The following is a 12,813-nucleotide window of genomic DNA, read 5'->3' as shown; positions in this document are numbered from 1 at the left end:
CTCCGGCACCGCCTCCTTCAGCCGGCCTTCCGCGTGAAGCGGGGGTAGCGGGGCGCCCACATCTTCCCCTCCACGAGCCGTTCCAGCTCGTCCCGGGAGGTGGGCGCGGCGAGGCCGGCCCGTTGCGCCTCGGCGGCCACCGCCAGGGCGATCCGCCGGGACACGGAGCGAATCTCGGTCAGCGGAGGCAGCAGCGGCGCCTCCCGGCTCTGCAGCGCCGGGGCGCACTCGGCGAGCGCCAGCGAGGCGGCCATGAACATCCCGTCCGTGACCCGCTTCGCCCCGACGGCCAGGACGCCGAGCCCCAACCCGGGAAAGATGTAGCTGTTGTTGCACTGGGCGATCGGGACGGTCCTGCCGCGGAACGAGACCGGCTCGAACGGGCTGCCCGTCGCGACGAGCGCGTTTCCATCCGTCCATGCCAGGAGATCCGCCGGCTTCGCCTCGGCCCGCTCGGTCGGGTTGGAGAGGGGAAAGATGATCGGCCGGCCGACGTGGCGGGCCATCTCGCGGACGACCGGCTCCGTGAAGACGCCGGGCACGCCGGAGGCCCCGATCAGGATCGTGGGGCGCACGTTCGCGACCACGTCCGCCAGTTCGACCCGGTCCGGCCGAGCCAGCTTCCAGCCGGCCAGGGCCGCCCGCGGCTGCACGAATTTCTCCTGGAAGGGGAGCAGGGTCAAGCCCTCGCGGAGCAGGCCCTGCCGGTCGATCAGCCAGAAGCGGGAGCGGGCTTCCCGCTCTGACAGCCCTTCGCGGACCATCGCCGCGCAGAGCTGCTCGCTGATGCCGCAGCCGGCCGAGCCCGCCCCGACCGTGACCACCCGCTGGTCCCGGAGCTTCGAGCTGGTCACCTTGACGGCCGCGAGCATCGTGCCGGTCGTCACCGAGGCCGTCCCCTGGATGTCGTCGTTGAAGGTGCAGAGCCGGTCCCGGTACCGGTCGAGCAGCCGGCCCGCGTTGGCCTGGGCGAAGTCCTCCCACTGGAGCAGCACGTTCGGAAACCGCCGGACCACTCCCCGAACGAACAGCTCGATGAACTCGTCGTACTCGTTCCCGCGCACCCGCTCGTGGCGCCAGCCGAGGTACAGGGGCGCGCGCAGCGCTTCCTGATTGTTGGTCCCGACGTCCAGGAGGATGGGGAGCGTCGTGGCCGGGTGGATGCCCCCGCAGAGCGTGTACAGCGACAACTTGCCGATCGGGATGCCCATGCCTCCCGCCCCCTGGTCGCCGAGCCCCAGGATGCGCTCGCCGTCGGTGACGACGATCACCTCCACCCGCCGGGCGATCACGTTGGCCAGGATCTGATCCATGGCGTCGCGCTCGGGATAGGCGATGAAGAGCCCCCGCGGGTGTCGGTAGATGCGGCTGAAGTGCTGGCAGGCCTCCCCGACAACCGGCGTGTAGATGATCGGCATCATCTCCTCGATGTGCTCCAGCGTCAGCCGGTAGAAGAGCGTCTCGTTCTCGTCCTGCAGGGCGCGCAGGAAAATGTGCCGCTCCAGGTCGGAATCCTTGCGGCGGTAGGCGTCGTAGGCGCGCGCGAGCTGCTCTTCGACCGTGTCCACGTGGGGCGGCAGGAGCCCCAGCAGGCCCAGGTCGCGCCGCTCCTGCTCCGTGAACGCCGTGCCCTTGTTGAACAGGGGTTGGTCGAGGAGCCAGTGGCCGGACAGCGGCACCTCCCAGGTTTCCTCGCCGGTTCCGCTGTCCCGCTTGATGGTGAAGTCGATCATGGGCGGCGCGATCTTAGCAACGGCCGGGGGCGGTTGACAAGTTGGCGCCCACCGGGCTTTCTTCCATCGCGATTTGTGATACATCATACGGGCTGGCTTGGTCCGCTCGGCCATTGAACGCAATACGGTGACGACGGCGATGTACGACAGAGAGACGACCGCCGGCGGGGACGCGCGGTGAGCGCGTCGTCCCTGCACGGCTCGCCCTGGCGCGCCCTGACCCACCGCAACTTCTCCCTCTTCCTGACCGGCCACGGGCTCTCGCTCTGCGGCACCTGGATGCAGAGCATGGCGCAGGCCTGGCTGCTTTACCGGTTGACCGGCTCCCCGTTCCTCCTGGGACTGGCGGAGTTCCTCTCCCGCGCCCCGATCCTCGCCTTCGGGCTGGTCGGCGGATTGCTCGCGGACCGCTGGCCCCGCCACCGGATCATGTTCGTGGTCCAGGGGCTCCTGCTGGTCCAGGCCGGGCTGCTCGCGGCCCTCACGCTCAGCGGCCTCGTGACGGTGGAATGGATCCTGGCCCTGGCCCTGTTCATGGGCCTCATCGGCTCCGTCGAGGTGCCGGTGCGTCAGGCCTTCCTGACCGACCTGGTGCCGCGCCCAGACATCGCCTCGGCGATCGGGCTCAACTCCTCGGTCTTCAACACGGCCCGAATCGTCGGCCCGTCGCTGGCCGGGCTGGTGGCCAGCAGCATGGGAGAGGGCTCCTGCTTCCTCATCAATTCCCTGAGCTTCCTCATCGTGCTGGGGTGCCTGGCCGCCATCCGGGTCCAGCCAGCCCCCCAGACCCATCAGGCCGACGTCTGGGCGCAGCTTCGGGAGGGATTGCACTACGCCAAGGGGACGCCCCACGTTCGGGCCGCCCTCGCGTTGGTTCTGGTCATCAGCGTCGCGGGCATGCCCTATGCCACGCTCCTGCCGGTCTTCGCGCGCGATGTGCTGCATCGCGGGCCGGACGGGCTGGGCCTGCTCATGGCGGCGACGGGGATCGGCGCGCTCGGCGCGGCCCTGCGCCTGGCCCGGCGCAGGACGGTCCACGGGCTGGGCGCCGCCATCGCCGCGGCGACCGGGCTCTTCGGGCTCGGCCTGCTCGCTCTGGCGGCCAGCACCGACCTGTGGCTCTCGATCGTCGCACTCCTGTTGATCGGGTTCGGCATGGTGAGCAGCCTCGCCGGCGTCAACACCCTGCTCCAGTCGCTGGCGCCGGAGGCCCTGCGGGGGCGTGTCGTGAGCCTCTATACCATCGGCTCCCTGGGTTTCACGGTCTTCGGGAGCCTGCTGGCGGGACTCGGCGGGAGCTACCTGGGCGCTCCGCTCACCGTCGCGGCGGGCGGGCTGACCATCTTGATCGGAGCGGGCCTCTTCTGGCGAGCCTTGCCGGCGATCCGGCACCACGTGCGGGAGCAGGGGCTCCTGCCTCCGGAGCCGGTCGTGCCCCAATGAGTTTGGGATAGCCCTTGCCGGCGGCCGATGTCGGCCGGAAACAGGATTGCGACTGCACCAAACGATTGATCCCTCCCGCCCTCTGTGGTAGCTTGCACGACATATCGGGAGCCGACTCCGTGATTCCCTCCGCCGGCCATCTAAAGCGGCCCCATATGCTCATCCTCGGCTGGTTGGCCCTGTGGATGGTGGCGGTCCCGCTCGTCCATGTTCACCCCGAGACGGACCACCATCACGGGATCGCCGGGCATACCCACGGCGGCACGCTCCATACGGTTTTCTCCCCTGACCTCGAATGCGAGTACGCGGCCCACGTCCACCATCCGGCCCCTTCGGAGACCGGTCATCCGCACTTACAAGGCCATGCTCAACCGGGCCATGTTCTGAATCACCCGGAGATCGCATTCACCCTGCTGAACGAGCCTCTCGATCGCTCAGTGGACAAGCCGGTGCACGCAGTGCCTGCCCCACCGGAACCCGAACGTTCGCCTCTGCACGGAAGCATCTCCATCGCATCACCGCCACCGGCCACCACACCTATCGCTGCGTTCCTCTCAACCGGCCTTGCTCTTCGGGCTCCCCCCTTCTTCTCTCTCTGATCCTCTTTCGCGTTCACTCATGACCCACCCGGGTGGGTACCTGACGGCCAGTGCGGGGTGAGGGCGACCCCTTCCTTCTCGCTGGCAGCACGTCTCTCGGTGGACTCGATCGCTGCTCCTGCGAGTGCTTCGGCTCGCAGTGAATGGTTCGATCCTCAGGCGTGCGATGGAAAGGAGAACGCCAATGACTTCCCGACTCATCGTGTGGCTGGGCCCGCCCGCGGCATTGGGCTTCGTGCTCCTGGGCCTGGGCACGGCCACCGCCACCGGCGAATCCGTTTCTGCAGCCTACACGTTAAATGCGGTGCTGGAGCTTGCGCTCGAGAGAAATCCGGCTGTCGCAGGAGCAGAGGGGCTCATACGGCAGAGTCGAGGCCAACTGCTGGCGGCGGGGTCCTATCCCAACCCCTTGATCTCAGGGACGGCTGGCCGAGGCGCAATTCGAGACCCGAGCACGGGGGTTTCGATTATCGAGCGGACCGTGACGGTCGAACAGCCGGTCGAGTGGCAGGGCAAGCGCCGGGCCCGCCTGCAGGCGGCTGAAGCGGCGCTGGCTGGAGCCACCGCCGGGTTGGAAGAAACCCGTCTCGCCCTCATCGCCGACGTCAAGGCCGCGTTTTACCAGCTCCTGCTCGCCCAGCGGGACGCCGATCTGACCGCGCAGAATCTGACGACGGTGGAGGAAGTCTTGCGCACGGTCAAAGCTCGCGCGATCGCGGGCGAGGCCACCTCTTTTGAAACCATGAAGGCGACCGTCGAAGTCCAAAAGGCCAAGAAAGAAGTCGCTCGCGCCCAGAACGCGTTGCAGGTGGCGAGAACGCATCTCAATATGCAGACCGCGGGGGGATTGGGGAAACAGTTCTCCGTCCAAGGCGCCTTCGAATCGCTTCGGCAGCCATTGGATCTTGAGGGTCTGGTCGCCAGGGCCATCGAGCAGCATCCCACCCTTCGGCGATTCTCGAAACTTGCGGAGCAGGCCGACCTCCATCTGATGTTCGAACGTGAGTCGCGCATTCCCACCGTCACCGTGCAAGCGCAGTACCATCGTGAGGCCGGCGATGAGTCGATGACGGCGGGGCTGAGCGTTCCCCTTCCGCTGTGGTACCGACGGCAGGGAGAGATCGAAACCGCCCTCGGTGCCAAGCATCGGGCGGAGGCCGAACGGTTGCGCGCCCGTAACGAGCTGGAACAGGCCATTACGCAACACGTGCAGGAAGTTCGCACGGCCAACGAGCAGATTCAAGTCTTTGAAACCGGGCTCCTGAAGCAAGCGGAGCGGACGTTGGAGATTGCCAAATCCAGCTTCCGGCAGGGGACAGCCAGTCTGTTGGATCTGCTCGATTCGCAGCGAGTCTTCCGACAGACTCTGCTGGAGTATGCCCAGGCGCGCGCCGAGCTTTCCATCGCATTGTCACGGCTCGAACGTGCGGTCGGAGGCAAGCTGTGACGTTGCTAGCCCGGCAGAAACCGCATCCCTGACTACGTGACAGGAGCGCGATCATGAACGGTGGCCGTGCAACAGAGATTGGACCGATAGCGGTTCTGATGGGCCTGCTGCTGGTGAGCTGCGGGGATCGGGACGCTCAACCGCCCGCGCAGAGCGCGCAGGCGGGGCGGAAGGTCCCTGCACCCAACTTCCGCGTCGTACAGATCCCCCCGGCTCTCCGCGACCGGGTGCGTACCGATGTCGTGGCGTCGCACGTCGTCCCCGAGATCGTCAGGGCGCCGGGCGAGGTTGCCCTCGATCTGAAGCAGGTGGCCAAGATCACCTCCCGTATAGAAGGCCAGGTTGAACAGGTTCACGTGCAACTGGGCGATCGCGTGACGCGCGGACAGCCCTTGGCGGCCATTGGCAGCCTCCATCTCGACGAACTCGTGCAGGAGTATCTCGTGGCCAAGGCCCAAGCGGATGTGGCCGAGAACGGCTTCCGGCGGACGGAAAAGCTGAAGGCCGAGGACATCGTGACGGAGCGGCGGTTCATCGAAGAGCGGGGCCGCTACCTCGAGACCAAGGCCCGCTACCAACACGTCCGGGAAAAGCTCCTGAACATGGGCTTGACCGTGGCGGAACTCACCGAGCTCGAGCGCGGCCGTCACGAAGAGAGCCATCGCTATACCCTGAAATCGCCCATCGCAGGAGTCGTCATCGCGCAGAACGTCGTCCGAGGGCAGGGTGTCGCTCCGGGAAGCGAATTGTTCGAGGTCGTGGATACGAGTCGCGTCTGGGTCTTTGCCAACCTCCCGATCGAGCAGGCCCGCAGATTCAAACCAGGCGACGCGGGCACGATCGCCCCCAAGGGAGGCGAGCCCGTCACGGCGCCGCTCACGTATATCGCGCCCGTGGCCGATGAAACCACCAGGACGATCAGGGTGCGATTCGAGGTCGCCAACCCCCACGGTCTCCTGAGGCCACGAGAATACGTTGACGTGACCTTGGCCCTTCCCGGCTCCCCGACGCTGGCCGTGCCCGTGTCGGCCATGACGATGGTGGACAACCTCCGGGGTGTGTTCGTCCAGCGAGAAACAGGGTACGCCTTCGTGCCCGTTGAAGCCGGACGAGAAGGCGAGGGCTGGATCGAGGTGCGGAAGGGATTGGCAGCGGGCGAGCGCGTGGCGATCGCCGGCGTCTTCGACTTGAAGAACGTCCTCTTGAAGGAACACATCGAGTCCGGCGAAAGAGACTGACATGGACCGGCTGCTCACCCTCTCGCTCCGCTACCGTTTCTTCACGCTCGTGGCGCTCGTGCTGGTGATGGCGGCCGGCCTCTGGTCGTTCATTCACCTCAGCATCGACGCCGTGCCGGACCTCACCCCGGTCCAGGTCCAGGTCCTCACACGCGCCCCGACCCTCGGACCCGTGGAAGTGGAACAATTCGTGACGTTTCCGATCGAAGCCTCCCTGAGCGGATTGCCTGCGCTCCGGGAACTGCGATCCGTCTCGCGCTATGGGCTCTCCGCCGTCACGGCCATCTTTGAAGACCGCACGGACATCTACCGAGCCCGGCAATTGGTCAGCGAGCGCCTCGCCCGGGCCATGGAGCGCATCCCGGCCGAGTACGGTCGCCCCGTCGTGGGACCGCTGACCACGGGACTGGGGGAAGTCTATCAGTTCACGTTGAGGGGGAGCGGGTACAGCGCCATGGCCCTGCGGACGATCCTCGAATGGGACATCGGGATGCGTTTGCGAGCCGTGCCCGGCGTCGTGGAAGTGAACATCTGGGGAGGAGAGCCGCAACAGTTCCAGATCGTGGCGGACCCAGCCAAACTCCTTGCCTACCACGTGTCGCTTCGCCAGGTCTTTGAAGCGCTCGAACGGAACAATGCGATCGCCGGCGGCGGGTACATCGAGCGCCAACGCGAGCAGTTGCTCATCCGAGGCGAGGCCCTGGCGACGCAGGTCGCCGATCTCCGCCAGATCGTGGTCGCGCACGGACCGGGCGGGGTGCCGATTTATGTTTCTGACATCGCCGAGGTCCGAGAGGCGTCGGCCCTTCGGATTGGGGCCGCCACGGCGATGGGGGAAGGCGAGACCGTCATCGGCATGGTGCAGATGCTGGCCGGCGAGAACGCCCAGGAGGTGGTCGGACGGGTCAAGGCGCGGGTACAGGAAATTCAGGCGACCCTTCCGTCAGGCGTCACGATCGAGCCGTACTACGACCGGGCCCTCTTCGTCTCGAACGTGATCCGGACCGTGCGCGACAATCTCCTCGAAGGCGGTCTGCTCGTCATCGCGGTCCTGTTCCTGTTTCTCGGGGACCTCCGCGCGGGGTTGATCGTGGCCGCCGCGATCCCGCTCTCGATGCTGATCGCGTTCACCGGCATGATGCAAGCCGGACTCTCCGGCAACCTGATGAGCCTCGGCGCCGTTGATTTCGGCCTTCTCGTGGACGGGTCGGTGGTGATGATCGACAACATCCTGCGGCGGCTCGCCGCCAAGGGCACGATGAGTCCCGACCGGCGCCTGGCGGAAGTCCATGCAGCCGGTCGGGAGGTCCTGCACCCCATGACCTTCGCGGTCGGCATCATCATCCTGGTGTACGTGCCCATTCTGGCGCTCACGGGCATTGAGGGAAAGATGTTCCGCCCGATGGCGCTGACGGTGATCCTGGCCCTGGCCGGATCGCTCGTGCTGGCCGTGACCGTCACGCCGGTCCTGGCCTTTTGGTTTGCCCGCGCGGCGCGGTCCCATGAAGACACCCGTGCGGTTCGGCTGGGTCGCCGTCTCTACGAGCCGGCGCTCGCCTGGGCCATGAGGCGCCCGACCCTGGTAGTCGCCCTTTCGGTTGGGCTCTTCGTCGTCAGCGTCGGAATCGGCGCGCGGCTCGGCGTGGAATTCGTCCCGCGGCTGGACGAAGGCGATCTGGCGATCCAGGTCTGGCGATTGCCCAGTGTGTCGCTCACGGAGTCGGTCGCCACCGCGTTGGAAGTGGAACGTGCGCTCCGCCGATTTCCGGAAGTCACGCAGGTCGTCACGAGAACGGGGAGTCCAGAAGTGGCGACCGATGTGATGGGCATCGAGCTGTCCGATGTCTTCGTCACGCTCATCCCGCAGCGGGAGTGGACCACGGCCCGGACTCGCGACGAACTGATCGCGAAGATGAAGCCGGCCGTCCTGGAAGCCGTGCCCGGTGTGGGACTCAGCTTTACCCAACCGATCGAGATGCGGTTCAACGAGCTGATCGCGGGCACTCGCTCGGACCTGGCGGTCAAGATCTTCGGACCGGACCTCGACGTGCTCAAGCAGAATGCCGAGGCCGTCGCCCGCGCGCTTGAGCGGGTCCGGGGCGCGGGGGATGTCAAAGTGGAACAGGTGGCCGGCCTCCCGCTGGTTCGGGTCATCGTGGATCGGACCCAGATCGCCCGCTATGGCCTCACCGCAGAGGAGGTGCTCACGCTGGTCCAAGCGATGCGGGTCGGTCGCGTGGTCGGCACCGTGGTGCAAGGCCCGCGGCGCTTCGAGTTGGTCGTCCGCTTCACCGAAGGCGCGTCGGCCGATCCGGCGGCGTTAGGGACGTTGCTCCTTCCCACCGTCCACGGAGAGCTCGTGCCGCTCTCCCGCGTCGCGGCGGTTCGCGTGGACGCGGGCCCGGCCCAGATCAGCCGGGAGCAGGTGCAACGGCGCATCGTCGTGGAGTGCAACATCCGGGGGCGGGATCTCGGCGGGTTTGTGGCGGAGGCGCAACGGGCGGTCACGGAGGCTGTGTCGCTGCCGCCGGGCTATGAGGTCAAATGGGGCGGACAGTTCGAGCATCTCCAAGAAGCGGCGCGCCGCATGGCTGTGGTGGTGCCCCTCACCTTGCTGCTGATCCTCAGCGTGCTCTCGGTCATCTTCGGTGCCATGCGACCGGCGCTGTTGATTTATCTCAACGTGCCGCTGGCTCTGTCGGGCGGCGTCTTGGCGCTTTGGCTACGCGGGTTGCCACTCAGCCTCTCCGCCATCATCGGCTTTATCGCCCTGTTCGGCATCGCCGTCCTCAACGGCGTGGTGTTGGTGAGCCATATCCGACAACTGGAAGCCCAAGGGCTTCCGGCTGAGCAGGCCGTCATGCAGGGAGCGGTCAATCGGCTGCGGCCGGTGCTGATGACCGCGCTGGTCGCGAGCCTGGGCTTCCTGCCGATGGCCTTGGCCACCAGCATGGGCGCAGAGGTTCAGCGTCCCCTTGCCACGGTCGTGATCGGCGGGCTGATCACGTCCACCGCCCTCACCCTCCTCGTGATTCCGACGCTCTATGCACGCGTCTGCCTCCGCAAGGATCGGGCGGCGTGACGGTCAGATTCGTCAGGCGATCAGGTCCGCGGTGATCGCCTGGACTGAGGGACAGCCGCAGAGGGCCATCGCCAGGTCCAGCTCGCCGCGCAGGAGCCCCAGCACGCGCGACACGCCGGCCTGCCCGCCGACGGCCAGGCCCCAGAGGACCGGCCGGCCGACCAGCACCGCCTTCGCGCCGAGGGCCAAGGCCTTGAGGACGTCAGTGCCCCGCCTGATGCCTCCGTCCAGCAGGACTTCGGCTCGCCCCGCGACCGCCGCCGCGATCTCGGGCAGCACCGTGATCGTGGCCGGGACCGTGTCGAGCTGCCGGCCCCCGTGGTTGGATACGATCACGCCGGCCGCGCCGGCCTCCACGGAACGGACCGCGTCGTCCGCGCGGAGGACTCCCTTTACGAGCACCGGCAGACGGGTGAGGGATCGCAGCCATTCGACATCCCGCCAGGTCAGGGACGGGTCCAGCAGCGACGCGAAGTAGGCGGCGAGCTTCGACTCGCCCTTGGCGGCCGGCAACCGTTTCAATCCCGCTTGGCGCAGGTTGGCCAGCTCCGTGCCGGCGGGCAGCCGGAATTGACGGCGCAGGTCTGCCTCGCGGCGCCCGAGGAGCGGCGCGTCCACCGTGAGGACCAGGGCCTGGTAACCGGCCGCTTCCGCCCGCTGCACCAACTCCTTGGTCAAGCCCCGATCCTTGTAGACGTACAACTGGAACCAGAGGGGACCGGCGGCGGCCTTGGCCGCCTCCTCCAGCGAGCAGGTGGCGAGGGTGCTCAGGACCATGACCGTGCCGGCTGCGCCAGCCGCCCGCGCGGTGGCCAGCTCGCCCTCTGGATGGGCCAGCCGGTGGAGGGCGGTGGGGGCGATGAGGATCGGCATTGCGACCTTCTGACCCAGCACGCTCGTCGCCAGGTCGCGGTGACTCACGTCCACGAGGACCTTCGGCTTGAGCCGGAGCCGCTGGAAGGCCTCGAGGTTGTCGCGCAACGTGCATTCGTCGCAGGCGCCGCCCGCAAAGTAGGCGAAGGCCGCCCTCGGGAGCTTGGCCCCGGCCCGCTCCTCGAACTCGCGCAGGTTCAACAGGGTGTCCAGCTTCCGGGCCACAATGGAATCCGATCCGGCTGATCGTGCCGATGTCGTGAGACGGATCGTCTACGCGGCGGGCATTATAGCCGATCCGCGACAAATCCGATTATTTTCGCTATCCTTTTGGGGCCATGAAGCGGAAGTGGCTGGTCGTGCTGCTCGTCCTGGGCCTGGTCGGGCTCGCCGTCCTCGTCACGCTCTCCCTCTGGCTCGGGTCGGTGATCAAGACCAACATCGAGCGGCTCGTCCCGCCGATGACGAAGACGACCATCCGCCTGCAGGCCGTGAACCTGTCGCTGCTCACCGGATGCGCGACCATCAAGGGGCTGGTCATCGGCAATCCTTCCGGATTCCACGCGCCGAGCTCGTTCAGCGTCGAGACGGTGCGGGCCTGCGTGGCCCCCCTCTCGCTCTTCCTCAACCCGCTGGTCGTCACCGAGGTCTCCGTGGAGAGCCCGGACGTCACCGTGGAGGGAGTCTTCTCCGGCAACAGCAACCTCAACAGGATTCGCGACAACGTCCAGGCCTACGCCGCAACGGGGAAGCGGGCCAAGGCGGCTGCGGCGCAGGCCGCCGACGCCGCGGGAAGCAGGAGAATCCTCGTCAAGGAGTTCAGGCTCACGAACGGGCGCGTGAGCCTCTGGGTGAGCGGCGGCGCGCTGGGCGAGCAACGGGCTGCGATCGGGCTCCCCGACGTGCACCTCAGAGACATCGGCAAGGAGACGAACGGGGCCAGGCCGGAAGAGCTGTCCGCCGCGATCACCACGGCGGTCCACCATGCCGTCACGCGCGCGATCGCGGAAGCGGCCCGGCCGCTGGGCAAAGCCGCCGAATCTCTCCGCGAATCGGTGGAGAAGGCCGGGGAGGAAGCCGGGAAGGCGGCGTCGAAGCTCCTCGAAGGCTTCCAATAATACCGTTGGTGGCCGTTTTCAGCAGCCTGCTACTCCAGGCGGGCGTGCTTGGCCCTGACCCAGACCATGCCGGTCTGCTCCTTGGAGCTGAAGCCCAGCTTCTCGTAGAAGGCCTGCTTGTCTCTGGTGCAGAGCCAGAACAGCTCCACCCGCTTGAGCGAGGGATGGCGCAGGATGTGCTGCATGATCTGGGTGCCGATGTCCTGCCCCTGATACTCCTTGTCCACGATCACGTCCCAAATCGAAGCCCGATAGACATAGTCGGTCAGGACCCGCCCGAACCCCACCAGCCGATCCCCGTCCCAGACCGAGACAGCCAGATCCGTTTGGGCCAGCATCTGGCGCACGTCCGCCTCGGTTCGGCCGAGCGCCCACGGCGCCTGTTCGTAGAGCCGGACTAGGAGGGCCGGGTCGAAATCCTTTCGTTCGGAGAAGGTCACCATCGGTCTTGAGAGACGCACCCCCCCTGTATTAGAGTACAGCCCGACCCGAGCCGGTCCGGCCGGGGATCCGATTGAAGGTGACGGGACCTATGGGACAACTGGTCAATGCCTGCCCCCGCTGCAGCAAGCTGATGTGGGTGAAGGAAGAGGCCGTCGAGTACCTCGACGAAAACACGATCCGCACCACCTGCCCCCACTGTCATCAGATTGTCCGGTTCAAGCTGGTGACCAAAGGGGCGAACGCCGCCGGCCCCAAGATGGGCCACTGAACGATAGTGATCGGTGATAGGTGATGGGTGACGAGTAGCCACCCAAGCTGGCCCTCATCCCTCCTCGATCCGACCCATCACCCGTCACCCGTCACCCATCACGGCTTCTTGAGCCGTTTCGCTTCTTCTTCCAGCTCCGGCTTGTTCCCCGGCAGAATCCTGTGCAGGGCGGCTCGGTATTCCTGCATCTGCTTCTCGTCCTTCTGGGTCACCGCGATCTCCTTGTCCCCCCGCATCTGCTCCAACTGGTCCAGGATCGCCAGCAGCGGCTGCACGGCGCCCAACACCTTGCCCGCTTCGAAAGCCTCCAGCGATTCGAGCAGCAGATCGGTGAGCTTGCGGTAGGGCGTCGCGCCGACCTGGGAGCGGAAGCGGGAGAGGGTCTGCTCGTAAGACGCCACGGCCTCCGGCGTCGGCTTCATCCCGCCCGGCACCACTGACAGATGTACGACGGCCGGCAGCTTGGCGCTGAACGTCTTGACGGAGGCGATCAGGCCGCCGATCAGGTCGAGGGCTTCTCCGGTGGTCACGCTCTGTGCTTCTCGGCTGAACGCAGATAACCGACTGC

The 12,813-nt window shown here is 66.9% G+C and carries 10 protein-coding genes; 6 read left to right on the top strand and 4 right to left on the bottom strand.

Annotated elements, in window-relative coordinates; translation table 11 throughout:
- Positions 1-17: 17 nt before the first annotated feature.
- On the bottom strand, positions 18-1,733 hold the full coding sequence (locus AB1411_03820; GenBank protein ID MEW6542720.1) for an NAD-dependent malic enzyme: 1,716 nt from the start codon (positions 1,731-1,733) through the stop codon (positions 18-20).
- Between the two features lie 177 nt (positions 1,734-1,910).
- On the opposite strand from AB1411_03820, the gene AB1411_03815 reads away from it, so the two are divergent.
- The 4 genes from AB1411_03815 (at position 1,911) to AB1411_03800 (ending at position 9,542) form a co-directional block, all read left to right on the top strand.
- The gene (locus AB1411_03815; protein MEW6542719.1) at positions 1,911-3,176 is read left to right on the top strand and encodes an MFS transporter; all 1,266 of its coding nucleotides are present in this window, start codon (positions 1,911-1,913) and stop codon (positions 3,174-3,176) included.
- A 783-nt stretch (positions 3,177-3,959) separates the two neighbouring features.
- Positions 3,960-5,222, top strand: a complete 1,263-nt coding sequence (locus tag AB1411_03810; GenBank protein ID MEW6542718.1) for a TolC family protein — start codon at positions 3,960-3,962, stop codon at positions 5,220-5,222.
- 98 nt (positions 5,223-5,320) lie between these two features.
- Positions 5,321-6,460, top strand: a complete 1,140-nt coding sequence (locus AB1411_03805; protein ID MEW6542717.1) for an efflux RND transporter periplasmic adaptor subunit — start codon at positions 5,321-5,323, stop codon at positions 6,458-6,460.
- Position 6,461: 1 nt separating this feature from the next.
- Positions 6,462-9,542, top strand: coding sequence for a CusA/CzcA family heavy metal efflux RND transporter (locus AB1411_03800; GenBank protein ID MEW6542716.1), 3,081 nt, complete (start codon positions 6,462-6,464; stop codon positions 9,540-9,542).
- Between the two features lie 12 nt (positions 9,543-9,554).
- On the opposite strand, the gene AB1411_03795 is transcribed toward AB1411_03800, so the two are convergent.
- Positions 9,555-10,640, bottom strand: coding sequence for an alpha-hydroxy acid oxidase (locus AB1411_03795; protein MEW6542715.1), 1,086 nt, complete (start codon positions 10,638-10,640; stop codon positions 9,555-9,557).
- A gap of 113 nt (positions 10,641-10,753) precedes the next feature.
- Here AB1411_03795 and AB1411_03790 point away from each other — a divergent pair, with 113 nt between their 5' ends.
- Entirely contained in the window at positions 10,754-11,533 is a 780-nt protein-coding gene (locus tag AB1411_03790) for a hypothetical protein (protein MEW6542714.1), read from the top strand.
- Positions 11,534-11,562: 29 nt separating this feature from the next.
- Here the strand turns inward: AB1411_03790 and AB1411_03785 are convergent, their stop codons facing one another.
- Positions 11,563-11,973, bottom strand: coding sequence for a GNAT family N-acetyltransferase (locus tag AB1411_03785; GenBank protein ID MEW6542713.1), 411 nt, complete (start codon positions 11,971-11,973; stop codon positions 11,563-11,565).
- Positions 11,974-12,065: 92 nt separating this feature from the next.
- Here AB1411_03785 and AB1411_03780 point away from each other — a divergent pair, with 92 nt between their 5' ends.
- Positions 12,066-12,245: a hypothetical protein gene (locus AB1411_03780; protein ID MEW6542712.1), complete on the top strand. Its 180-nt coding sequence runs from the start codon at positions 12,066-12,068 to the stop codon at positions 12,243-12,245.
- 98 nt (positions 12,246-12,343) lie between these two features.
- Here the strand turns inward: AB1411_03780 and AB1411_03775 are convergent, their stop codons facing one another.
- Positions 12,344-12,775 (bottom strand): hypothetical protein, encoded by a 432-nt coding sequence (locus tag AB1411_03775; GenBank protein ID MEW6542711.1) that lies wholly within the window; start codon positions 12,773-12,775, stop codon positions 12,344-12,346.
- Positions 12,776-12,813 lie beyond the last annotated feature (38 nt).

The sequence above is a fragment of the Nitrospirota bacterium genome (assembly GCA_040757595.1).
GTDB lineage: Bacteria > Nitrospirota > Nitrospiria > Nitrospirales > Nitrospiraceae > JBFLWP01.
The sequence above is the reverse complement of the archived record's forward strand: the minus strand, read 5'-3'. Positions and strand labels throughout refer to the sequence as shown.

Coding starts and splice junctions, on each gene's coding strand:
- AB1411_03820 (MEW6542720.1), bottom strand. CDS start 1,733: ATGATCGACTTCACCATCAAGCGGGACAGCGGAACCGGCGAGGAAACC.
- AB1411_03790 (MEW6542714.1), top strand. CDS start 10,754: ATGAAGCGGAAGTGGCTGGTCGTGCTGCTCGTCCTGGGCCTGGTCGGG.
- AB1411_03780 (MEW6542712.1), top strand. CDS start 12,066: ATGGGACAACTGGTCAATGCCTGCCCCCGCTGCAGCAAGCTGATGTGG.
- AB1411_03810 (MEW6542718.1), top strand. CDS start 3,960: ATGACTTCCCGACTCATCGTGTGGCTGGGCCCGCCCGCGGCATTGGGC.
- AB1411_03800 (MEW6542716.1), top strand. CDS start 6,462: ATGGACCGGCTGCTCACCCTCTCGCTCCGCTACCGTTTCTTCACGCTC.
- AB1411_03805 (MEW6542717.1), top strand. CDS start 5,321: ATGGGCCTGCTGCTGGTGAGCTGCGGGGATCGGGACGCTCAACCGCCC.